This window comes from Trichodesmium erythraeum IMS101 (assembly GCF_000014265.1).
Lineage (GTDB): Bacteria > Cyanobacteriota > Cyanobacteriia > Cyanobacteriales > Microcoleaceae > Trichodesmium > Trichodesmium erythraeum.
In genome coordinates this window covers 2,227,224-2,251,898 of the sequence record NC_008312.1, presented here as the reverse complement: position 1 = coordinate 2,251,898, position 24,675 = coordinate 2,227,224, and the positions used below count along the sequence as shown (strand labels likewise).

At 32.7% G+C, this 24,675-nt stretch carries 12 protein-coding genes and 1 other RNA gene; 6 read left to right on the top strand and 7 right to left on the bottom strand.

Annotated elements, in window-relative coordinates:
• Positions 1–9 precede the first annotated feature (9 nt).
• Both TERY_RS06860 and TERY_RS06855 read left to right on the top strand, forming a co-directional pair.
• Positions 10–1,854: a methyltransferase domain-containing protein gene (locus TERY_RS06860; RefSeq protein ID WP_011611146.1), complete on the top strand. Its 1,845-nt coding sequence runs from the start codon at positions 10–12 to the stop codon at positions 1,852–1,854.
• A 264-nt stretch (positions 1,855–2,118) separates the two neighbouring features.
• On the top strand, positions 2,119–8,244 hold the full coding sequence (locus TERY_RS06855) for a glycosyltransferase (RefSeq protein ID WP_196797237.1): 6,126 nt from the start codon (positions 2,119–2,121) through the stop codon (positions 8,242–8,244).
• 792 nt (positions 8,245–9,036) lie between these two features.
• Here TERY_RS06855 and TERY_RS30165 read toward each other — a convergent pair.
• The 6 genes from TERY_RS30165 to TERY_RS06830 all read right to left on the bottom strand — a co-directional run bounded on the left by TERY_RS30165 (position 9,037) and on the right by TERY_RS06830 (position 16,678).
• A complete protein-coding gene (locus TERY_RS30165; protein WP_011611144.1) occupies positions 9,037–9,396 on the bottom strand; it encodes a hypothetical protein in 360 nt (119 codons plus the stop codon).
• Between the two features lie 317 nt (positions 9,397–9,713).
• Complete coding sequence (locus TERY_RS30160) at positions 9,714–9,947, bottom strand: hypothetical protein (protein WP_011611143.1); 234 nt, start codon at positions 9,945–9,947, stop codon at positions 9,714–9,716.
• 903 nt (positions 9,948–10,850) lie between these two features.
• Positions 10,851–12,275: a protein adenylyltransferase SelO gene (locus tag TERY_RS06840; RefSeq protein ID WP_011611142.1), complete on the bottom strand. Its 1,425-nt coding sequence runs from the start codon at positions 12,273–12,275 to the stop codon at positions 10,851–10,853.
• A gap of 182 nt (positions 12,276–12,457) precedes the next feature.
• Entirely contained in the window at positions 12,458–13,069 is a 612-nt protein-coding gene (locus tag TERY_RS06835; RefSeq protein WP_011611141.1) for a cupin, read from the bottom strand.
• A 2,159-nt stretch (positions 13,070–15,228) separates the two neighbouring features.
• A non-coding RNA gene (gene ssrS / locus TERY_RS26195) (6S RNA) lies at positions 15,229–15,414 on the bottom strand.
• Between the two features lie 112 nt (positions 15,415–15,526).
• Positions 15,527–16,678, bottom strand: coding sequence for a 5-(carboxyamino)imidazole ribonucleotide synthase (locus TERY_RS06830; RefSeq protein ID WP_044137232.1), 1,152 nt, complete (start codon positions 16,676–16,678; stop codon positions 15,527–15,529).
• Positions 16,679–17,596: 918 nt separating this feature from the next.
• Between TERY_RS06830 and TERY_RS06825 the strand changes: the two genes are divergently transcribed.
• From TERY_RS06825 to TERY_RS06815, 3 genes are all read left to right on the top strand, one after another.
• Complete coding sequence (locus TERY_RS06825; RefSeq protein ID WP_011611139.1) at positions 17,597–18,784, top strand: serine hydrolase; 1,188 nt, start codon at positions 17,597–17,599, stop codon at positions 18,782–18,784.
• Positions 18,785–19,362: 578 nt separating this feature from the next.
• Entirely contained in the window at positions 19,363–20,634 is a 1,272-nt protein-coding gene (purD, locus tag TERY_RS06820) for a phosphoribosylamine--glycine ligase (protein WP_011611138.1), read from the top strand.
• A gap of 609 nt (positions 20,635–21,243) precedes the next feature.
• Positions 21,244–23,394: an ATP-binding protein gene (locus tag TERY_RS06815; protein ID WP_011611137.1), complete on the top strand. Its 2,151-nt coding sequence runs from the start codon at positions 21,244–21,246 to the stop codon at positions 23,392–23,394.
• A 262-nt stretch (positions 23,395–23,656) separates the two neighbouring features.
• Here the strand turns inward: TERY_RS06815 and TERY_RS06810 are convergent, their stop codons facing one another.
• The gene (locus TERY_RS06810) at positions 23,657–24,016 is read right to left on the bottom strand and encodes a zinc ribbon domain-containing protein (protein WP_011611136.1); all 360 of its coding nucleotides are present in this window, start codon (positions 24,014–24,016) and stop codon (positions 23,657–23,659) included.
• 157 nt (positions 24,017–24,173) lie between these two features.
• Here TERY_RS06810 and TERY_RS06805 point away from each other — a divergent pair, with 157 nt between their 5' ends.
• The gene (locus TERY_RS06805; RefSeq protein WP_011611135.1) at positions 24,174–24,500 is read left to right on the top strand and encodes a phasin family protein; all 327 of its coding nucleotides are present in this window, start codon (positions 24,174–24,176) and stop codon (positions 24,498–24,500) included.
• Positions 24,501–24,675 lie beyond the last annotated feature (175 nt).

Here is a 24,675-nt window from a genome sequence, read left to right as displayed (position 1 = left end):
TCTGCTACTATGACCCAAAGAAATCAAACTATAAAACCTGATCGTACTAATATAGAAATTATTTCAATTCATATACCAAGAACTGCTGGTACTGCATTTAAGGGTGTTATTAGACAGGTATATAGCTCAGAAGAAATTTTCTTTGACTACCCTCACAAAGGTCAGATTCGGAATCGGATGTTAACCAAACAAAAGCCAGAAGTCAAAATAATTCATGGTCATTTTCCTGCTCCAAAATATAATCAAAAATTTCCGGGAGCTAAAAAAATTATTTGGCTGAGGAATCCGATCAAGCGGTTAGTTTCTCTTTACTTTTTTTGGAAGAGCTGGCAAATATTACTAGCAAATGATCAAGAATATTTAGGAAATTCCAAAGATACTAATTTGAGTTTTATAGAATTTGCTGAAAAACCAGAAATGCAGAATCTAATCAAATTAAATTTTCTGCAAAACGAGCAACTAAAATATTTTTATTTTGTGGGTATCCAAGAATTTTTTAGTGAGGATTTATATGAACTTAAGGTAATGTTAGATTGGTCAGAGTATGAATTAGAAGCTCCAAATACTAATCCTTATTTAGAATATAAATTATTAATTAAAGAAGTATTATCTAACCAAGAAATAGTCGGTAAAATATCAGCCATAAATCACGAAGATATAGAAATTTATCAAGAAGCATTAAGTTTACGGGAGCGGCGGAAAAAAACATCAGAGATACAATACTATACTCAAAATAACTCTGAAAAGAAAGATATTATTGGCAAGAAACGAAAAATTAATCCTTTACTTACTTGGGGTTCTATCGATCGGGTAATACTTAAAAATCAAGTTTTATATTTATCTGGTTGGGTTGCCTCCTTAGATGCTGGTATGGTGCAAGGATTTAAAGTTTCTGTTGGGAATCAAGATTTTAGTTTCTTTGAACAAACTCTGAATATACCTAGTCCAGATGTGGAAAAAATTCACCCTAGTTTATCTGGTGCAGGTAATGCTAGATTCCGCATAAAAGTTCTTTTAAATCAAGAACAAATTAATCAAATAAAACATTCATTAATTTGTTTGATTCCTCTGTTTAATAGGGGTGAGGGTATAGTTATATTAACAGCATTAACACCTCTTTTACCACTGCCAGATAGGGAATATCTAGAAATAGTTGGGAAAGATATTAGTAATCAATTTATTAATAATTCCTTCAAGTTATTAGGAAGTTTAATTCAAAGATTAGGTTTACAACCAACAGACTATATTCTTGATATTGGTTGCAATATTGGTACTGTAGCTTATACTTTAGTTCATTATTTACAACCTTCTGGTCGTTATCAAGGTTTTGATATGACGGAAGATTTTATTTCCTTGATAAAACAAGAAATTACGACTCGTAAGCCGAATTTTAATTTTAACTGGTACAATATTTATCACTGTATCTACAATTCTACAGGTAAAATATCTGCCAATGATTTTATTTTTCCTTATCCTAATTCAAGTGTTAATTGTGTTTGTATTTCCCGTTTATTTATTCATTTACAAAGTTCTGTAGTTCGTCATTTTCTTGATGAAATATATAGAGTTTTACAACCGGGAGGGAGATGTTTATTAATTTGCTTTTTAATTAATTCAGAATCAGAAGAGTTGATTACTAAAGGTAAAAGTTCTCAACAGCTTATTTATGAAATAGAGGATGGTTTTACTATAGATATTAATCTGCCAGAGAAAGGGATTGGTTTTAGGGAAAATCTAATATTACAATGGATAGAAGAACGAGGCTTTAATGTTCTAGAAAAATCTTATGGTTCTTGGTGTGGTCGGACTTCATCTATTAAAGAAGATTTGTTAGTATTGGAAAAAAGTTTTTAAGAGGGAACAGGAAACGGAAAGTAGAAGTCGTAGGGTTAGCAAATATTCAGCAATAGACACTCATGTAAATTAACTAATACAGCAGATTCTACCAAGGTAGAAGTAGACTCCGGAGCCGGCAAGATGGCCACACTAGATATTAATATATTTACTTCATATAATTGGAATCTTTTGTATTTGCTCATCTGAGCTTACTACTTCTTAAAAATCATAATTTAGTAACAAACAATTTAGCAGAATATTAGTAATATGGAAAAATTTGAAATGGCAGATAAACAACCTCAACAACTAGCAGCAACTACTGGATTTTTAGACCAACTAGCAATAGAAAATGAAACTGTTTGTTTAAGTGGATGGGTTCTGTCATTTGAATCTGAAATGGTAACTAATTTTAAGGTTTTATTTGACAGTAAACAATTAACAGAATTTAGATTAACTCAAGGTATTCCTAGTCCTGGAGTAAAAAAAGCACATCCTAATATTTCTGCTGCTGATAATGCTCGGTTTATTATTAGGTTGCCAATGAATAAACAGCAGCAACAAGAATTTAAAGATTCTCTGATTATTTTAATTCCTTTAGTAAAAAATCGTGAAGGAGAACCTCTATTAAATGGTGTTACTCCTGCTTTATCTTCTTTATTAAAAACATCAGAAACTAATGATTTACCAACTACTACTCCCCAAGTAGAATTGATTTCTGTTCATGTACCAAAAGCTGCTGGAACTGCTTTTAGACAGGTTTTATTACAGGTTTATGGAACTCAAGGAGTTCTTACTGATAAAACTAATATGTTTGAAGATAATATGCCGGCTACTATTCATTGGCAAACTAAAGTTATTGAGGGTCATTTTCGGGCAGGTAAGTATGACAAATTATTTCCTAATGCTTACAGAATTACATGGTTAAGAGAACCGATACACAGGTTAATTTCTGATTATTGTTTTCGCCACATGTCTAATCCTACTCAAGATCATTTAAATAAAGAGAGTTTATTAAAGTTTGCTCAAGGTAATAGTAATTTGATGGCTTACTGTGTAAATGCTAAGTCTTTAGATTATTTTGATTTTATAGGAATTACAGAACATTTTGCTGAGGATTTACTGGAACTGAAAAGTATTTTTGGATGGTGTGATTATGAGGTGATTTATCAAAATAGAAATCCCTATCCAGAATATATTGAGTTTCAAAAGAAAGTCTTGTCAGATAAAAAGTTAATGGATGAATTAGCAGTAGCTAATAGTCAAGATATGGAGCTTTATGAAGCTGCTTTGAATTTACGAAAAACTCCTAGGAAAAAATTAAGTTTTATAAGTTCACCTCTACAAAAATATAAAACTGTAGCAACGGTAGGAAATTTGGAAGTTGCAGAAATTAAGAATCAACAGTTAAATTTGTCTGGTTGGGCAGCTTCATTTAATTCTGGTCTTGTAGATAGTTTTGAAGTTACTGTGGCAGGTCAAAAGTTAATAAATTTTGAACAATTTTTGGGTCTCTCAAGTCCTGATGTTAAAAAAACTTTTCCCCATTTAGACAGTGCTGAAGTTGCTCGTTTTCACTTATTAGTAACTTTATCTCAAACACAAATTGAAGAGTTTATAGGCTCTGTTGTAGCTTTAACTCCCTTTTTTCAGGGGCGTAAAGGTTTGCCGCTTCTTAAAGTAATTTCTCCTGTTGATGGACGGGATAAAGCTGTTAACTATAAAGTTATTAATCAGGATAAGAATGTTGCCCCTCATCTAGTTTTACCTGATGGCAAATCTATATCATTTCCACTAAAAAATTTAGTCACGCGAGTTCATGGAGACTCTGAAATTAGTGCTTTTTTAGAGGTAGGTAGACAAATAAGTATAGATATAAGAACGGCACTCCAGAAAATTGGTAAAAATTTTAGTGAATTTAAATCAGTATTGGATTTTGGTTGTGGTTGTGGACGGGTAATTATTTGGTATAGTTCAGAAAGTGATTCTACTTCTCTATACGCTACAGATACTGATACTGAAGCTATATCATGGTGTCAAAAAAATATTAAGTTTGCTAAGTTTAATGTTAACCAAGCATTGCCACCTTTGCCTTATGAAGATAATCAATTTGATTTTATTTATCTCATCTCAGTATTTACTGATATTAATGAGGAAATGCAGTTGAAATGGTTGCAAGAATTGGAAAGAATTACTAAACCAGGGGGTGTTGTACTAATAACAACTCGCCAACTAAGAAGTCCTAAGGAAGCTATTGAAATGGCACCTAAATTAGTAGAATTAGGATTAATACATATGCCATCTTCAGCATATAAAAATGTCTTTCCAGATTGGTATGGAATTACGCTTCAGACAGAAGAATATGTCAGAAATAAGTGGGTTAATTTATTTGAAATAGTTGATTATTTTCCGGGGGGAATTAGAGGTAATCAAAATATAGTATTGCTCCGGAAAAATCTGAAGGAAAATTTTGATTTGTCTCCAGAAGCGATCGCTACTAAGCCAGAAATTATCAACCAATCTCCGGATCGGAAAATGCCGGATATTAAACTTATTTCTGAAACTGGATATCTGGAAAAAGTAGAATTTACAAATAAAAATGAATTATCTATTAAAGGTTGGGTTGCTGATATTAATAATGGTTTTTTGGAAAACTTTAAAGTTACTTTTGATGCTATAGAAATAAACAGTTTTGAACTAAAGACTGGTATTCCTAGTCCAGATGTCAAAAAAATACACTCTAATCTTCATAATTCTCATCATGCTAGATTCCATATCAAAGTATCTCTAAATTCAGAACAAGTTTCACAATTCCAAAATTATCAGATTGATTTAATTCCTATCTTTAAAGATGATCAAGTTGGAGTTTTATCTAAGACTTTAGATATCCCTAAACAAGGTACTTTTCCTGAAGATCCTATACTTTCAAAACAATCAAATTGTATAGAATCAATTGAAGCTATTAATACGGCAGGTCAACCTCTTAGTCAAAGTCAAAAGTCAGAAGTTGAAAATCAACAATATTCTGAGCAATATTCTGCAATTGATAAATTTGTTACCTCAATAGTGGTTGATTCTTTTGGTTATTTAGAAAAGGTAGGAATTGATAATCAAAAATTAGTAGTATCTGGTTGGGTAGGTTCGGTTAAATTTGGTTCTGTAGAGGATTTTAAGGTTGTTATTGGCGGTCAAAAATTTACTTCTTTTGTGCAAGAATTAGGTTTACCTAGTCCAGATGTAGCAAAAGTTCGCCCTCAACTTAATAATGCTGGAAATTCTAGGTTTCGTCTGGAAATTTCTCTCTCTCAAGCACAACTTAAAAATTGTCAAAATTCTTTGATTGTTCTAACTCCAATATTCTCAGGAAAAGAGGGAAATATTCTATTTAAATTATTTCAACCATCCCTACCTATTCCTAATGATAAATATATAGATGGGGGAGCAAAAAATTTTATTCCCAGAAGCTTTAAATTTTTAGGTGATTTTATCCAAAGGGTAGCTCTTCAACCAACTGCTGAAGTTTTAGAGATTGGTTGTGGAATTGGGAATATAGCTTATGGTCTTTCCTATTATTTGCAATCTCCAGGACGTTATGAAGGATTTGATTTTTCTGAGGAATTAATATCTTGGGCGCAACAAAATATTACTACTCAAAAACCTCATTGCAACTTCCGTCAGATAGATTCATATTTACCACTTCCTTATTATGCAAAAAGCTTTGATTTTGTATTTATTAGTTCTAGGTTTACTCAGGTGGGTGGGAGTGAAATTCGTAATTATTTAGATGAAGTTTATCGAGTTGTAAAACCAGGTGGTCGTCTGCTATTTAATTGTTTCTTAGTTAACCATGAGTCAGAAAAGTTAATTTCTAAAGGTAAAAGTTCTCAACCTCTTATTCATCGACTTCAAGAAGGTTTTACTAAAGACCTAAATGCACCAGAAAAAGGTATGGGTTTTCTGGAGTCTTTATTGTTGAAGTGGGTTAATAATTCTGGTTTTGATGTCTTGGGAAAATTTTATGGTTCTTGGTGTGGAAGAGTAGGTTGTAAAAGTTATCTGGATATGTTGATCCTTGAGAAGTCAGAAATCAGAAAGTTAGAACCCATAACTCATAAATCAGAATTTGATATTCAGAAGGAAGAAGAAATAGGAAATGAGGAGGAAGAAAAGAATTCAGAGGTTACAAGTCAGAAGTTAGAATTGAAAATTGAAAAGCCAGAAGAAATTGTGGAAATAATTCCTACAGCTACTTTAATTGATATTCAGAAGGAAGAAAAAACAGGAAATGAGGAGGAAGAAAAGAAGTCAGAATTGAAAATTGAAAAGCCAGAAGAAATTGTGGAAATAATTCCTACAGCTACTTTAATTGATATTCAGAAGGAAGAAAAAACAGGAAATGAGGAGGAAGAAAAGAAGTCAGAATTGAAAATTGAAAAGCCAGAAAAAAGTGTGGAAATAATTCCTACAGCTACCTCTTCTATTTCTCTGTTACTGACAGAAATAACGGCAGATTTGGAAAAATCACAAACAGAGATTCAAGAAATTCAAGCAGATTTGGAAAAGTTCAAATCTAGAAATACAAATACTCCAACTCAAAATCTATTTCCTGTCAAGCAAGATAAAAAATTGTTGAGTTTAGCAGAAAAAACTCCTGCTAAACCAGTGGCAGAAATTAATAATTTGCCTGGGTTGGAAGACAAAATTACTGATAAAAAACTAGCAGAAGTAAATGTGAATTTGCCGGGAAACCCTAAAAAACAAAAACAAGAATTATTGGGTTTATCAGGAGTAACAGTCGAAAAGTTCTGGGAAATTATTAATCTAGTAATTTCAATAGAAGGAAAAAGAGATTTTTCTCAACCTTCTATTAGTATCCTTACCCCTACTTGGAATTCTTCTTTAGATTGGTTTGTAGAAACAGTTTTGAGTGTTCTCAACCAATCTATTCCTGACTGGGAATGGTGTATTGTTGATGATGGATCAAAACAGCTAGAAATTAAAAATGTTCTGGCAGGTTTAGCAGAAAAAGAGTCGAGAATTAAAGTTATATTGTCAGAAGATAATGGTGGTATTAGTGCTGCGACAAATAAGGCATTAAAAATGGCTACGGGAGAATTTATTTGTTTATTAGACCATGATGATACTCTAGCACCGACAGCTTTAGAAAATAGTTTGTCTAAACTGGCAGAAGGATTTGATGTGGTTTATTCTGATGAAGATAAAATTGATTTTTCTGGGTTAAATTATACTCATCCATTCTTTAAACCTGACTGGTCCCCCGAATATTTTCGTGGTGTAATGTATGTCGGTCATTTATTATGTTTACGTCGAGAAATAGCTGTGGCTGTTGGAGGTTTTAAGAGTGAATTTGATGGGGTACAAGATTATGAGTTTATGTTACGAGTTTCCGAGCAAACTAATAAAATTGCTCATATTTCTAAACATCTTTATCATTGGCGACAAGTGAAAGGAAGTATTTCGGGAGATGCTGATGCTAAAGCAGATATTGAAAAATTACAACAGGCTGCTGTTAATACTCATTTGGAAAGAATTGGTTTAGCAGCAAAGGCGGAACCTGGTTTGGGTAGACATCGGGTAAATATTCATCCTTTGCCAAGAAATAATTATCCTTTAATTAGTTTGATTATTGCTATTCCTAATATTTCGGAAAATCTCAATCAATGGTTGGAAAATTTATTATCTGTTTCTAGTTATCCTGAAAATGAAGTAATTTTAATTAGTGGCAATGGAACAGATAATTTAATCCAAAATCCTGCTGTGAAGGTTTTAAGTTTATCTGGTAAATTTAATTATTCTTGTGCTTATAATTTAGCTGCAAAAACTGCTAAGGGTGAATATTTTGTTTTTCTGAATACTAATTTGGAACCTACAGTTGAAGATTGGCAAACACATCTTTTATATTATGCAGAACAATCTGATATTGGTGCTGTGGGAGGGTTTTTGGTTTTACCTGACGGAACTGTTGAAGACGCAGGTATTGTGTTAGGAAAGTTGGGAAAAGTTAACTATGTGATGCGAGGTTTTGCTACTAATGATGATGGTTATGCAGGTTCTTTAGTTTGTGCAAGAGAGGTGTCTGCTGTAAGTAGAAAATGTTTGATGGTGAGTCGTGAAAATTTTGAATTGGTAGGTGGTTTTAATGAACATTTTTTCTGTGATTATCAGGATGTTGATTTGTGTTTGAAGTTACGGAAAAAAGGTAAGCGAATTATGTTTACTCCTCGCAGTGTTTTAATTAATAATAAATTAGAGAAACATAGACAGGAAAATTATGATATGCTTGATTATATGTTGTTGTTAGATAAATGGCAAATTGATATGGATCTGGGAGACCCATATTACAATGTTAATTTTGATATTCAACAGAACAATTATTCTGTGCTTGTGTAGCGATCGACCTATATAGTTTAAGTCAGAAGTTCTAATTTAATAGACTCAAATTTCACAGGTGGGAAAATTTATGAACTGAGAACTGAGAACTGAGAACTGAGAACTCAGAACTCAGAACTCAGAACTGAGAACTCAGAACTCAGAACTCAGAACTCAGAACTCAGAAGTTAATAGGCTCAAATTTTTAGATGTGCGAAAATTTATGAGCTGCTCTGATAGCTGGGCTGAATTATAATAATTATTCTGTGGTTACGTAGCGATCGCTCACTTATAGCTGAAATGAGAACTCAGCACTCAGAACTCTTGCGAAAATTTATGAGCTGCCCTGGTAACTGAATTATAATAATTATTCTGTCCTTATGTGGCGATCGCTATGTGTAGCATAATTCAGAATTACACCATTTCTCAACAATTTTTCTAATTAGTATTTTGAGTCCGGGACTCACTCCTAACCACTCCCTGGAGGGAAAGTAAGTAGAGATGTTCTATAGAACGTCCCCACTTAAACATTTATAAAATTAACATAATTCTAAGGCTTTAATCGTGTAAAACATTTCTCACGGGGTGACAAGCCAGTTGAAAGCTATATATATAAAGGGATTTACCTTCAGGAGCTGAGGAATAATTCAATAAAAAAAAATCCTTATTGGACTGGGAAGGGGGTGTAGTGCGAGCGCAGAGCGCTCGCACTACACCCCCTAACTGGGTTGAATAATAATTCAAGTTGTGCAGTAGAATAATATCATGAAAAAACTTAACTTTATTAATTAATTTTTAATCAAAAATTACAGTCTAATTAACCACTTTATTCATCGCTTTTATTCCCCTGCGATAATATAGTAATTTATGAGGATTAAGGCTCATTAAATTTTCTACTAATTTCCACATTAAATCATCATTTATTGCCCAATAAATACTAGATAACCCTAAGCAAAAACTACTGTTTCTTCTTTCTTTTCTACCTCTTTCATTAGTTCTTGATATATATTCTTGAACTCCTTTGTTTTTAATTTCTTGTCCTTTAAATGAACTAACTGTGTATGAAATAGCTATTAATAAAATTAGATTATTAAGTCTAGTTTCGTTGGCTTTTGCTGATTCTAGATTATAACCACCAGTTTTATAATCCTTAAACATGGCTTCTATAGCCATTCTCTGGCTATATATTTTTTTAACTTTTCCACATTACTATGATAAATTGGAGAGAATATACCATTTCTCTGAAACAGAATTGTGACGATATTTCTGTCTTTTATATACAAGTAAATTATATGTTCCTACCTTCAAAATTTTGGTAATTTTTTGATTCAATAATAGTTGGGATTCACCGATATTTACTTTTAACTCTGAGAGTTGACAATATTTTCTCCCTCGTTTTATCATAGTTGATTTTTTTTGTCTTAAGACAAAATATACGTCTTTTTTTTTATATTCTTTCAACCAATGGCACAGGAAAATACTGTGGAATTCTAGGGTGCTGTGAGAATTATTTTGTGTGCTTTCAATAATTTTAATACAGGGCGAATTACTGATTTTTGTTCGGTTAAATTACTAGCTCCTTTATGAGATAAAATCTTCCAATATATAGGTAAAGCTGTCTTTTTCCAAGCTACAGTTATCATTAAAATATTAATATTTTGCCACTGAGTGCGGTCTAAAATCAACACTAACTCTGAGGTAAAGCTGAAGAGATTTTTTACCATTATTTTGACTAAAGGGAACCAAAATATAGGTAAACTTAATTCCTTTAGGGTTAAAAATCTTTCGCATAAGTTTTCGCTTACTTTCTGATTTAATTGGTAGCTGAAAATAATTGGTTAGCTTTGATATTTGTACAGTTTTATGTACTGAAATTAAGTATAATAATATTTGTAATGTTACTACTTGAGATGGACTCAACTTTTGCTTAATATGGTCTTGATAAAAGCCTAATATATTCACTTTTTCTTCTTTTTTTTTTGTAATTATTAACCCTTTTTTATCATATTTTTAACAGTTTTTTTTAATGTTTTAATGAATAAATAATCAACCATGGGTAGGGGGTGTAGTGCGAGCGCTCTGCGCTCGCACTACACCCCTTCCCAGTCCAATAAGCGTTTTCTTTTTGTTGAAATATTCTTCAGTTCCCGAACACAAATTCCTTTCTATATATAGCTTTCAACTAGCTTGTCACCCCGTGAGAAAACATTTATTCCCTTTATGTTAATTACTTAATAACTAAAGCTTTATTTCAGTAAAGCATTAGTAAATAGGAATTTGTATTAAACTCTTAATTTTCAGTAAGGTACAGCAGTAATGAGCAAGAGGCCGGCACTATAAATACTTGGTAATTAATATTTTGACTTCACATACTTTCAATATGCTATAATACAACCATTGAAAAAAGAATGCTACAACAAGTGCTCCTCCAATTCATTTTATATTATGTCTCTTTGAATATTCACTGTGGAAAAACTTTAGGGAATTGAGAATTGGAAATTTGGACTTGGGAGCAATTAGAAAAAGAAAAGCATTTTTATTATGGCTAATTAATAAGATATCTATTATTTTTCCCTTTTTTTCAAAATTTACTAGTTCTTCCTTCTTCCTCTTTACTTCTTCTTTATTCAATCATATATTTGCTGTAATAAATCATAAAATGGCTGCCAATTATCCTCTAGTGTAATTGCTTCCCAGACTGACTCAATGACAGGTCTAATTAAACTTTGTTGTGGATTATATTGTTGTAACCTTTCCGTCATTTCCTCTAATTCATTATCAGAATAAGTCTGCAAAAGATGATAATAATATTGTCGCCACGGATCAATTAATTCTGGCTGTTCAAAATCAGCAAAAATCTGACTAATATCATCACGCCATTCGGGAGAAAATTTTTGTCTTAATTCCAAAAAGAAATCGTGGTATCCAACCTGAGAGTCTGTGAGCATTTTTATGGTTAGCTGAAGTAACTTATCTGCATCGGCTTCAGCTAACTTTTTAAACCCTAGTCTCCTCATCATTAATTGTCGATATTCATGTAGATAAAAATCATCAAATTTTTCTAAGGCTGACCTCATATTCTTCCGGTCAATAACTGCAGCTAATGCTTCTTGAAGTAGTTGTAAATTTGACTTACAAACTAATGGTTGATGACTATAACGATAAAGACCAGAATAATCAAAATAAGCTGCTGTAAATTTAGGATTATATGTGGGAATAAAAGAGTATGGACCATAATCAAAACTTTCTCCAGTAATTGACATATTATCTGTATTTAATACACCATGACAAAATCCAGCAGCCATCCATTGAGCAACTAATTTTGCAATTCTTTTTACTAATTCTAAGTAGAATAAAAAATAGCAATCTTGAAACGGATCCTTTTGGGAAATATTCTCTTTTTTCAGATTAGAATAATAACAATTAATTACATGGTTTAATAGTTTTTTCGTTAAATCTGGGCGCTTATAAAAATGAAGTCTTTCAAAAGTTCCAAAGCGAATATGAGAACGACTAAAACGCACCATCACCGACGAGCGAGTAGGAGAAGGTTCATCCCCACGCCATAACCCTTCCCCAGTTTCAATCAAACTTAGACATCGAGAAGTACGAACCCCATGACGGTGCAAAATTTCAGCAGCTAAAACCTCGCGTACCCCTCCTTTGAGAGTAAGTCTACCATCAGCACTGCGAGAATAAGGGGTTCTACCCGAACCCTTAGTACCAAAATCATATAATTCATCGTCTACCCCACGCACTTGACCATAAAGAAAACCCCTACCATCTCCCAAGTAAGGGTTATATTCACCAAATTGATAACCGTGATAACGTAGAGCTAAAAAAGGCCTAACACAATGAAACTTACCAAAAGCTTCAATAAAATGCTCATCCTTAACATCTTGAGAATTTAGTCCTATTTTAGGGAGTAATTGATCATTACGAAATCGCAAAATATGTTGTGGAAATTCAGCAGAAAGTACCTCATCATAATAGTCACCGCCTAAAGCTTGAATGGCAGGTTCATAGTTGAGAGAAAGTAAAGGATTAGACATTATTTTATAGGTCAAAAGTTAAAAGTTAAAAGTTAAAAGTTAAAAGTTAAAAAAAGAAAGTGAAAAGATGTAATAATACAATATTTTTAATACTTTTAACCTCTATTTATTCAATACTCTGCCATGATATTAGTCTTAGGAATTAAAACCAAAGTAAATTTTTATTCTTCTTTCTTTCTTGCTCAGAACTTTTTCGCAGTTTGAGCAACTGGGTCAAATTCAAACCTTTCAGAAGATTTTGTTTCTCCATAGAGATTAAAAGTGAATGTAGGTTCATCTCCAACTACTTCTACACTATGAATAGCATCAGAACTCAGACTAATTAAATCTCCAGGTTGTAATACTTGCTCTCCAACTAGTTCAATTTTATATTTATTTTTTTGGTCAGGACTACGTTTCCAAAAAGTATTTTTTTCTTTACCTTTTAATACAGCAATTATTCCCCAAGTACCATGATTATGAATTGTTGAAATTGTTCCTGGCATAAATTTTACTGTTTGTACTGTGAGGGGAAAACCTAACTCATCATACAACAAAGTAACAGATATCCCTGTTTTTTCACAAGGTTCTGGCTCTTGAGTTTGCAACCAGTATGAATTAGTAATAAATTGTCGGACTAACAGTCGAATTTTTGGTAAACAACTAACTTCATCTATACTATCTTTCAAAGTATCTTCAAGTTCTGTTAAAAATCGATATAGCCTATAATTTTCTCTTAATAACTTCCAGTCATTGACAGTTTTACAAGGTTGACATTGACCGTCTCCAGTCAAAAACCAATCTTGATTTTTCATATTGATTTCTCCTTGGTAAGCAACTATAAATATCTATATTATTATATAGCAAAAGTTCCTGTTAAAATAATAAGGAAAATATAAAAGTTTAGTATTTCTTTTCCCGCAATAGTAGGGATTAAAAAAACCTAATATGGTTCCAAGATGCCCCCACTGCTCTTGTTTTTGACTCCAATAATTACAATAGACTATCATAACAATCCATCACCAGCAAAAATTTATCCGGTAAATAAAGTTATATTTTCTTACAATAAAAAAACTTATTTTACTGTGTTCTATTTAACACAAATTATGAGAATTATTTTGATTAAAAATATCCGATTATTCATTATTTTTGAAAAATAAATAATGTCTTAATCCTATCATTTTAAGGGAAAAAAATATTTTTTCACTTTTATTGTCTACTGCTAAAGCCAGAAGCTTAAAACGATATTTTTAGATAGTAATATGAAATAATTGGTAAAAAAAACTCTATAATTTTGGTCATATTAATCCTATTTTTACTCATTTTTGGAGACCAAACCCCGTAGTTATAAAATATTACAATCTCAGGGTAAATTACTAGATGCTTTTCTGTGGCATAAACATAATATTATATGATATAAAAACTACTACATATTCTTTTGTTAACTGATTTTTATGATTTGTATATTCTTGAACATGATCTAATAATCTTAAGTCACTCACTTCTGGTTTTTATTCATAAATATATTAGCGAAACTATATTATTAGATTAGTATTGCAATGGAGACAAGTAAGTCTTTCACTATTTTTTACCTACTCATCATCTTTACCCGTTGGTAGTACTTTTAAAGAAAAACAGAAGAAGATTTATATTGTGGAAGGTATTCAAGAATATTGGATAATTAATTTGTCAGAGCACAAAGTTCGAATTTTTTTCTTCTCCTACTGATGCCGGTTATGAGTCGCAAGAAATTTTGAGTCAGGGGGTAGTTATACCTTTGGTGTTTAGGGTTCTGGAGGCTTCGGTAGGAAGATTATTTGGGGAGTAGGTAAGTTAAGAGGCGATCGCTTAAAAAAATTAAGCTTATAGAACTTGATGAATACTAGATTTGTTGGGTGTGGGAAAATTTTAAATTCTCAAAAGTTTACTCTATAAGCTTTTTAGTTTTTTTCATTCTCAAGAGCACCCTTTAGCCTAAACTTGTTTTTGGTTTTAGGCATTTTTTAGGCTTAATTCCCAACAACTCTTTTGTTTAAGAAGATACCTGTTAAAAAAAATTAAAATCAAATAATAAAGGGGGTAAAAGCAAGAAGATAGAAATAACCAGATATTAAAAATTAGAGTATATGACTCCCAAAACCTATTCCACAGACCTAAGCGATCGTCACTAGGAAACAATAGCTCCCATCCTAACTGTGGTAAAATCAGAATTACGAGGGAGAAAGCAAATAGTAGAGTTACAAGAAATTATCAATGGTATCCTCTAATTGCTATAATTCTACTAAAACTAAATGGTCTTGTCCCTTAAGGTTTTATTTATAGATACCCTCTAATACCAGCATAAGTAACTTTTTGTTGCAACCATTAATATTCAATTTCAAGAAGTACCCCTGGTTATTTTTGTGATTTTTGGGTCTGTTTCAGAAAAAATTTTTACCTCTTCAAGGTCTAATTCAATTATTTCCTTCGCCCTTTTTCAAGTCATTGAGGTCCTAGTTGTCCATTTTAAATTTGAGATTAACTGGATATTCTCTTGACTATATAAAGCACTATCACGACTTATGATACTATTTAAATGATATAAAAATACACGGGTAAAAATCACTCTTATTCAGGGAAAGCTATAGGATACAAGAACAAAAGCAATTAGTGATGATCAGATAAAGAACCCATACAAATATTTTTAGAGGGAAAATCAGAAAAATAAGGTCCCTCGTTCCGAATAATTATTCCTTGGGAGCCAACATTAAAATTGTTTCATTCTATGGGTTTAAAGTTGGTAAGTTAGACCTTTAAGGCGCGAGAATGGAAGGGTTTCAACTGCGGTACAAAAACTATACTCAGGGAAAGGAGTGTGGTTAGCAGCCTTGGAAACGTCAAGCTGCTGAGGGAGCTTTTCTCAGTTATTTCCCGCGAGTCACAGCCAGGGAGGATATCAAAACTTTAGTTCCAACTTTTTTACTCTACATAAAAATGGTCTACCGCAACGCCGTCTTACCTCAGCTTTTGACCTGGATAATACCAGGTGGGTATCTTGGCTTAAGTTTAAAGTTTCTGGATACAAGCCCAGTTTACTGACACTTAAAAATCTAGATTCCCATGTTTTTTGATTTGTAGGTCAAAAAAACATTTTTGGCAGTTACCAACGTCATAGTAGAACCTAATGATTATTATAGCGGTTATTTTTTTTCTGTCACCCCCCTTTATGCAGTCAAACTTCAAAATTTAAAAGTCAAAAGTCATAAAGTGTCTAAAAGAGGCAACAGCAAGCTTTAGGTGTACCAGATATTCTCTATTTTATTAGCGATCGCCTCACCCTTGCGACCCATAATTTCAAAATTTTCCTCATCTAGCAAAACAGTCACATGACCTAACTTCCGTCCTGGGCGAGATTCTGTTTTGCCATACCACCAAACCGAAGCATGAGGAATTTTTTCTAACATTTGCCGTTTTGTCAAGTAGTAATTTTCCCCAAATTCATAACCCAATAAATTTACCATCACCGCTCTCCTTACTTTGAGAGTAGTATTACCTAAAGGTAAACCACAAACAGCCCGTAAATGTTGTTCAAACTGGGAAACTTCACAAGCATCCAAACTGTAATGACCAGAGTTATGAGTTCTTGGAGCAATTTCATTAATTAAAACCTTCTTGTCTTTAGTAATAAACATTTCTATCCCAAATACTCCTACTACTTCTAAACTATTAAGGAGAGTCTGAGCGATCTCTTCAATTTCTGTTACTAATTCTAAATTTTCATCAGGTACAAAAACCCGCTGGCAAACCTGGTTTTCTTGTTGAGTTTCTACCACAGGATAAACCTTAACTTCCCCAGTAACTCCACGAGCAGCAATAACAGCAACCTCTCGTTCAAAAGGAATAAATTCTTGTATGAAAAATTCTGAATTTCCCTGAGATTTTAAACTCTCAATATTCTTAATAATAAAAGTACCCTGACCGTCATAACCATGACGACGAGCTTTCAATACCAAAGGGAAAGATAAAGGCTCAATCTCTATTCCCCACTCCCAAAAGTTCGGTACAGGTAAACCCAAATATCGTAAATAACATAACTGTTCATATTTATCTAATAACGGCTTCAACACAGATAAACTAGGACGAAAAATTACATTCTTTTCAGCAAGATATGATAACTCATCTATATTAATAAACTCATTCTCAAAGGTAATCACATCACAAATATTTGCTAACTTAGTAGTTGCCTGAGGGTCATCAATTTCTGCCAAAATTATATCCTTTGCAATAGATACTGCTGGGTCATCTTGATGAGGAGTTTGAATAATTAAATCTACTCCTAGTTTTTTTGCTGCATCCCCCATCATCCATGCTAATTGACCACCACCAACAACACCCACTCGCTGAATTTTGTTTTGTTGTTTTTTTTCCTCTTCATTCATTTTCATTTTTACCATTAATTTAAGCTTTTGTATTTTACAAATAAAAATTTTATTATTATTTCCTTAGTTAGCAAAAGGAAAGCAAAGAAATAATTTATAATTACCTATAGTAATCCCATGTTAGTCGCAATAGATATAGTAGAAGATTAGCAATATTTTGGGATGAAGCAACTTATCATAAGTCTCAAGCAGATTGAGGATACTTAATGACAATTAATCAAGATTTATCACAAGAAGAATAGTTTATAAATTTACAAAATTTTCTCCAAATACTCCTGAGCTAAATCCTGTTGAATATATTTGCTAATCAACCAAAATTTTAATTAGATAATTCTATTATCTTTGCAGTTTTTTTGAAATAGTTAAACCCCTTTTATTTTTTGATAATTATGTTATAGTAAACTGAGTTAAGCTTATTCCAGAAACTATTTAAAAATGTAGGAAAAAATAGTTATAAAAGAGTGATTTACTATTTTAATCAAAGCTTTATTATACTATGTTAATCCCATAGTTACTAGTAAGATTATAGACATAAAATTAGAATTAGTAATACCAATAAATATTTGGGTTTATTGTGAGTACTTATTGATCTATTTTAATATCTTATTCATTGATATATATTTTTTACACAATTTTCATTACAATTATAGCTTAATTTTTTTTTTGAGATATCTAATGAGAAATAGTTTTTAATTATTTGGTGTCTGTTAAAGCATAGTTAATTTTATTTAATACCAATTTCATAAACTTAAGCTAAGTTACTTAATATTAATAAGATTATATGATTTAATTATTGAGTATAATATGTAGGCATACTTAAAGAAATTGCTATTAAGATGGTAACATCAATAGCGTTTTAATACATAATATCAAAAACAGAGCATTGCCTCAGCAGTATCCCTATCTATCTCTTAAATAATAACTATGCTCATTTTAAATTTTATTCTAATTTTTATTTTGCCTCTAATTGCTATTGGTTTAATTATTTGGCGCTTCTATCTCGAACCCAAAATAACTATGTTTGATGATCACAAAAGGGTAAAAAACTTTCGCAGCATGGATCAGGTTTTTCCCAGTAAAATTATCCGTTGTGCTACTCAACCCTATATTTTTCAGGAAAGTTTTTGTGATTTAAATACATCCTATCAATTTCAGGGTGAAACTCGGACAATAGTAGATTTTTTACAACGGACAGGTAACACAGGAATTTTAATACTTAAAGATGACTTTATTATTTATGAAAAGTATTCTCAAGGTTATACAAAGTTTGACAAAAAAACTTCTTGGTCAGTGGCAAAAGGCTTTATTTCTGCATTGATTGGAATTGCTCTTAATGAGGGTTATATTCAAAATCTTGACGACCCGATTACTAAGTATATGCCAGAGTTAAAAGAATCGGGATATAACAATGTACCAATTAAACATATTCTACAAATGTCTTCAGGTATCAAGTTTAGTGAAGCTTATAAAGATAAAAATTCTGATATTCAACAACTTTTATATAAGTTATTTTTGTATATGCAACCAATAGAAAAGGTGATTTTAAACTATCCTTCTAAATTTCCCTCAGGAGATTATTTTGAATATGTGAGTTTGAATACTCAAATATTAGGTTTATTGTTAAGGCGGGTAACTGAGCAAGATCTTGTCAGTTATTTAGAAAAAAAATTATGGCAACCAATGGGAGCAGAATCAGATGCTTATTGGTTAACGGATAATTATGGGACAGAAGTAACTTTTTGTGGGATGAATTGTACTTTGAGGGATTATGCAAAATTTGGTTTAGTTTATTTACACAATGGATATTTTAACGGACAACAAATCATCCCTAAAAGTTGGGTAAAAGAGTCAACAATACCTGATAGTTCCCACTTACAACCAGGAACAACAGATGAGAGATATTTGAAATGGGGTTATCAACATCATTGGTGGATTCCAGAAGGTTCAAAAGGTGATTATTGTGCAACTGGTGCTTGGGGACAATACATTTATATTAATCCAGAAAAGAATTTTGTTGTGGTAAAAACTGGTTCTAGTAATAGTATTTTGAAAACTATTGATGATGTAGAAACTGTGGCTTTATTTCGAGCTATCGCTGATGAATTAGATTAATTATATACTGAAATAATGATAATTTTACTAGTATCATTGATACTATTATAATTAAAGATTAATACGACTTTTTTGTATAAGTTTGTCTATGTGTTAATCACTATTACCAACTTTTAAAAATGTGGATTTTATTTGTTCACTCACTAACTATCATTGACTGCTATCCAAGTTTATAAATACTGTATTTAAAGTTTAAATTTTATCTTTAATATTCCCGAATATACTATTTATTTTTATGACTTAAATAAATAGTATATTCTACTTTTTATCTTTAGTTATCGAGAATATTATTTATTAAATTTGCTAACTATAAATGTATATTTATAAAATAAAAAAAATCAAAAAATATAATTATTAATTAATTTAAAATATTCAATTAATTGAGCAACAAATTTAAACTAGGAACTGTATTATATGAACTTAAACACCTATCCCCATTTTTAGTTATAGTTTTATACTATTTTATGATTGATACTTCTGTTATTGAGAACTAAATATTTCTTGCTGATTCAATAAAATTATCAACAGTGAGATAATAAAAAACTCAGTAAAAAAATAATTCAAAAAGCAAAAAAAACGTGAAAATATTAATAGTAGGTAACGGTGGTAGAGAACACGCGATCGCCTGGAAACTATCCCACTCTTCCCAAGTTCAACAAATATTCTGTACCCCTGGCAACGGCGGCACAGCTACCCAGGCAAAATGTCAAAACATAGTCATCCCAGTGACAGACTTTCCAGCTCTCAGACAACTCATCGCTGACGAAAACATTTCTCTAGTGGTTGTTGGCCCTGAAGTTCCTTTAGCCCTCGGCATTACCGACTACCTACAAAAATCCCATCTCAAAATATTCGGCCCCACTAAAGCAGGGGCTATTCTTGAAGCGAGCAAATCTTGGGCTAAACAATTCATGGCCGAAGCAAATATTCCCACTGCTAAGTCAGCCACCTTTACCAGGGCTGAAGCTGCTAAAGAATACATCACAGAAATTCCCATAGTCATTAAAGCAGATGGTCTAGCGGCTGGAAAAGGAGTTACGGTAGCCACTACAATTGAAATGGCTCACAATGCTATAGATAGGATCTTTCAAGGAGAATTTGACAAAAAAAACCAATCTGTAGTTATCGAAGAGTTCCTCACAGGTCAAGAAATATCAGTATTAGCCCTAACCGATGGACTAACCATTCGTCCCCTATTACCAGCCCAAGACCATAAAGCAGTAGGAGAAGGAGACACAGGACCTAACACTGGAGGTATGGGTGCTTATGCCCCTACTCCTATTGTTACCCCCGAACTCATGACCCACATTCAACAACAAGTCCTAGAACCAACTTTGACTAATTTACAAAAACGTGGTATAGATTATCGAGGTGTGATTTATGCTGGATTAATAATAAGTCCCACAGGAGAGGCAAAAGTATTGGAATTTAACTGTAGGTTTGGCGACCCAGAAACTCAACCTATTCTGTCATTGCTGGAAACTCCATTGGAGGAATTATTATTAGCTTGTTGTGAACAACGTTTGGGTCAGCTGCCCCCTATTAATTGGAAATCAGGAGTAGCAGTATGTGTAGTTTTAGCTTCTGGGGGTTATCCAGGAACTTATCAGAAAGGAAAAATCATATGTGGAGTAGAAAAGGCTGAAGCCACTGGAGTAAAAATATTTCACGCAGGAACAAAATTCCAGGCACAAAATTTAATCACTGAGGGTGGTCGTGTCTTGGGAGTAACAGCAGTGGGGGCTAATTTTACTGAAGCCAAGGCAAAAGCTTATGCTGCTGTAGATTGTATTCAATTTGAAAGAATGTACTATCGCAGAGATATAGGTCGTCAGGTTTTTAGCAATTAGAAATTAGAGTAGAGCCATTCCCTATCCAAATAGATGGAAACCTCAGATTTATTAGTCAAGTAGGGGGAATATTTATAAAGGTGAAAGTGCTTATCATCGCGGATCTAGATCCCTTTGCGCAGGATTCGGCAAAGAAAACTACAATGTGACTAAGAGCAAAGTGATGTTTGTCGGCAAGTTGGGAGATGAAAAATTTCAGACTCAGGCACTTACCCCATATCAAACAAACTCTATCTTTCAATTAAAGCTTGAGTGACCAGTAGAGTGATTAGTAAGCTTTTGACATAATCAACCGTATGATTCAAAAAGGTAAACCCAAGAGCTACAAAATTTAAATCTATTTAATTCCATTAAAGGAGTTGGTTGCGTTTTTGGCTGTCACTAACATATAATGCTGCGCGACTACCCCATGGTGAGCAAGTGTGACAGCTAGATCGCAACTTTTATAGAGTTACCAACTTTTTATTCCTCGTTCCCTTTGAGCACAACTGAATCATAAAATCAATATAACCTTTCGGTAAAGCCTAACTACCCCAGTTAATATAGAGTAGAATTGAGAAGTAATCTTAACTTTTATTGACTTTTAAATTTTGACTTTTGACTTAAAAAATGCTTCCCCTCCTCAAAAAAATCGGAGAAATTATTGCTAATTGGTGGTCTGAGTTTACCCTCCAGAGCAAACTTATGGCAGTTATTACCCTGATAGTATCTTTGCTAATGAGTAGCTTAAGCTTCTGGGCAGTAAATACTATTCAGGAGGATGCTCGCCTGAATGACACTCGTTATGGTCGAGACCTGGGTTTATTATTAGCCGCTAATGTCGCCCCACTTATGGCAGAAGGCAATCGCAACGAAGTAGCCCGTTTTTCCAGACTTTTCTACAAAAGTACATCTAGTGTACGTTATATGCTCTATGCTGATGAAGAAGGAAAGATTTTCTTAGGTATTCCCTTCTCAGAATCTGAGGTAAAAACATCTCTTACTCTCCGTCGTCGTATTCAACTGCCAGAAGATTTTATGGCCAATATAGAGGATGAAAAATATTCAGCTTTGCCTCTAGTGCGACAACATTTAACTCCTAATGGTCAATTAACGGATGTTTTTGTTCCCCTTATTGATGAAAGTAAATATTTAGGAGTTTTAGCAGTTGGAATTAATCCTAATCCTACTGTGGTTGTCTCTTCAAATCTGACTAGAGATGTAACTTTAGCAGTTTTTGTTTCGATCTGGGCAATGGTAATTTTAGGTGCAGTTGTTCATGCTTTGATTATTACTAAACCAATCAAGAAATTATCGGAAGGTGTCAAAAATATTGCTCAGGGAAATTTTAAACAAAGGATAGACTTATCTTTTGGAAGAGAACTAGGGGAACTGATTTTGAGCTTTAATGAAATGGCGGAACAGTTAGAAAATTATAAGAAGCAAAATATTGAAAAATTAACGGCAGAAAAAGCAAAGTTAGAAACCTTAGTTTCCACAATTGCTGATGGCGCTTTATTGTTAGATGCTAATTTACAATTGATTTTAGTTAATCCAACTGCTCGGCGTATTTTTAGTTGGGAAGAAAAAAAGGTTATTGGTGGAAAGGTGACGGATAATTTACCTGTAGCTGTACAGATGGAATTAAATAGACCACTTTATCAAATAGCTACAGGGGAAATAGAAGGGGGTGAATATCGTTGTACTTTAGATGAACCAAATAAACGTACAATTAGAGTTTTATTAACAACTGTTCTTTTATACAGAGCATCAGGTACAGAATCTCTTTGTAAAAGTTGTATTTATGATGCATACGATAGTTGTAGTTCTGCTAATCGTCCTGTAGTTTATGAATGTACACTTTATGAAAATAAGCTAGGAACAGATTTTATTTCTCCATACCGAAATAGTCTTAAAGGAATTGCTATGACTGTACAAGATATTACTAGAGAAGTAGAATTAAATGACGCAAAAAGTCAGTTTATTAGTAATGTCTCCCATGAATTAAGAACCCCTTTATTTAATATTAAATCTTTCATCGAAACTTTGCATGAATATGGGGAAGATTTAAGTGAAGTAGAAAGACGAGAATTTTTAGAGACTGCCAATCATGAAACAGATCGTTTGACTCGTTTAGTTAATGATGTATTGGATTTAAGTCGTCTAGAATCTTGTATGATTTATCACCTAAATGCTGTTGATGTTGCTCAACCAATAGAACAAACTTTAAGAACTTATCATCTTAATGCTAAAGATAAAAAAATAGAATTAAATTATGATATAGAATCTAACTTGCCTACTGTAGTTGGTCATTATGATTTATTACTACAAGTATTTGCTAATTTGGTAGGCAATGCTATGAAGTTTACTGAACCAGGAGGTAGAATAGTAATTAGAGCTTATCTGTTAGAATCTGATATAGAAATTGAACAAATAGAACAAGGAGGATGGATAGTTTCTCCTCCTCCACCTCGACCAACAGAACTAAATTTAAAATCTAATAATCAGTTTGTCAGAATTGAAATTTCAGATACAGGAAGTGGTATTGAACCTGAAGACCAAGAAGCTATTTTTGAAAGGTTTTTCCGAGTTGAAAATCGTGTTCATACTTTGGAAGGAACAGGTTTAGGTTTGTCTATTGTTAGAAATATTATTGATAAGCATCATAGTAAGGTTAACCTCGTAAGTGAACTTGGTGTAGGCACAACTTTTTGGTTTGATTTAGCAGTATTTGAAGAAAGGTCAGTACCAGAAGAAAATCAGTTATTGGAAGTACCTTAAATATAGCTCTCAGTTATCACCTGAAGTTAGAAGTTATAAGTTTATTATTGTCGTGCTATGGCATACCTAAAAATAATGGTCTTTGTAGAACGAAGTGCAGTCTAACAAAGCTTTATTATTTTTGGGTTACCCAGACGGGATTTTACTACTTTCCTCAACTTTACCTAACCTTATTACACTTTTGTTAGATGTGTCAGTCCAGTGGGTGTTGTGGATAAAAATATTCTCAAACTAATTCCCATGAATTTAGTCCAGGGAATAGTCAAAAAGATAGTAAAAAACTTATCAGAATTACAGTTAACAATAACCACCAAATAGGATGTCTTTGAAACCAAAATTTGACAATTTTTAACCTACCATTATGATTAGTATCATAATTATCATGTGGTACAAGAGGTTCAGATTGGTCATGGAAAAGAATACAATCTTTAGCGTAGGGACGTTGGGGAAAATTGCAACTATCGTCTATATGGTAGAAGCATTTATTACACAAATATTCTTCTGGTTTCGCTTGATAAAGGGGAATACCAGGATGACCAAAAGCTTTCAGAGGAAATTGACAATACGGACAAGCGATCGCCTGACTATCAACAGCTTGATGGCAACGAGGACAATTTAACATTTTGATTATCTCAAATTATAGATTTATAAGTTTAATTACTACTTTGATTTGAAGTTTAATTTAACTAGGCGAGATGTCCTACGTCTCAACAAAGTGGGTATTGGGATAAATCATAATCAATATAGTTGACTAAAAATATGTACTATGGCCAAAAATTATGAATAATACTGAAAATTTACTTCAACAACTTTTAATGATAGGCATTGGTACAACTTCCCTGGTGACAGAAAAAATACAGGAAGTAACTAACCGATGGGTTAAGGATGGTACGATCAACCCAGACCAAGCTAAGATTTTTGTTGATGATATAATGCAGCAACTTAAGTCAGAACAGGGAAACTGGGAAACTCAGATGCAGCGACAAATGCGGAATGTCATGCAGGATCTAGGAGTTCCTCGTCAATCGGAATTGGACGAACTGCGGGGTCGTTTGGATCGTTTGGAGCGTCAGATACGAGATTTGGAAAACCGCAACTGGCGTTAGATAAGGGGATTTTATCAAGGGTGAGGTACAGTTGTACTGGGCAAGATGCTCACAATAAAAAGGTTTTTTTATAAGCATTTGTGGTTGATAATATAATAATCTGTCCATAGGTTGTAATATCTTATCTTAGGGGTTTGGAGACCAAACCTTAGGGAAACGAGATTTGGAGACCAAA

Excerpts from the sequence above, each read along its gene's own strand:
- TERY_RS06860 (WP_011611146.1), top strand. The coding sequence starts at position 10 with ATGACCCAAAGAAATCAAACTATAAAACCTGATCGTACTAATATAGAA.
- TERY_RS06855 (WP_196797237.1), top strand. The coding sequence starts at position 2,119 with ATGGCAGATAAACAACCTCAACAACTAGCAGCAACTACTGGATTTTTA.
- TERY_RS30165 (WP_011611144.1), bottom strand. The coding sequence starts at position 9,396 with ATGGCTATAGAAGCCATGTTTAAGGATTATAAAACTGGTGGTTATAAT.
- TERY_RS30160 (WP_011611143.1), bottom strand. The coding sequence starts at position 9,947 with ATGGTAAAAAATCTCTTCAGCTTTACCTCAGAGTTAGTGTTGATTTTA.
- TERY_RS06840 (WP_011611142.1), bottom strand. The coding sequence starts at position 12,275 with ATGTCTAATCCTTTACTTTCTCTCAACTATGAACCTGCCATTCAAGCT.
- TERY_RS06835 (WP_011611141.1), bottom strand. The coding sequence starts at position 13,069 with ATGAAAAATCAAGATTGGTTTTTGACTGGAGACGGTCAATGTCAACCT.
- TERY_RS06830 (WP_044137232.1), bottom strand. The coding sequence starts at position 16,678 with ATGAAAATGAATGAAGAGGAAAAAAAACAACAAAACAAAATTCAGCGA.
- TERY_RS06825 (WP_011611139.1), top strand. The coding sequence starts at position 17,597 with ATGCTCATTTTAAATTTTATTCTAATTTTTATTTTGCCTCTAATTGCT.
- TERY_RS06815 (WP_011611137.1), top strand. The coding sequence starts at position 21,244 with ATGCTTCCCCTCCTCAAAAAAATCGGAGAAATTATTGCTAATTGGTGG.
- TERY_RS06810 (WP_011611136.1), bottom strand. The coding sequence starts at position 24,016 with ATGTTAAATTGTCCTCGTTGCCATCAAGCTGTTGATAGTCAGGCGATC.
- TERY_RS06805 (WP_011611135.1), top strand. The coding sequence starts at position 24,174 with ATGAATAATACTGAAAATTTACTTCAACAACTTTTAATGATAGGCATT.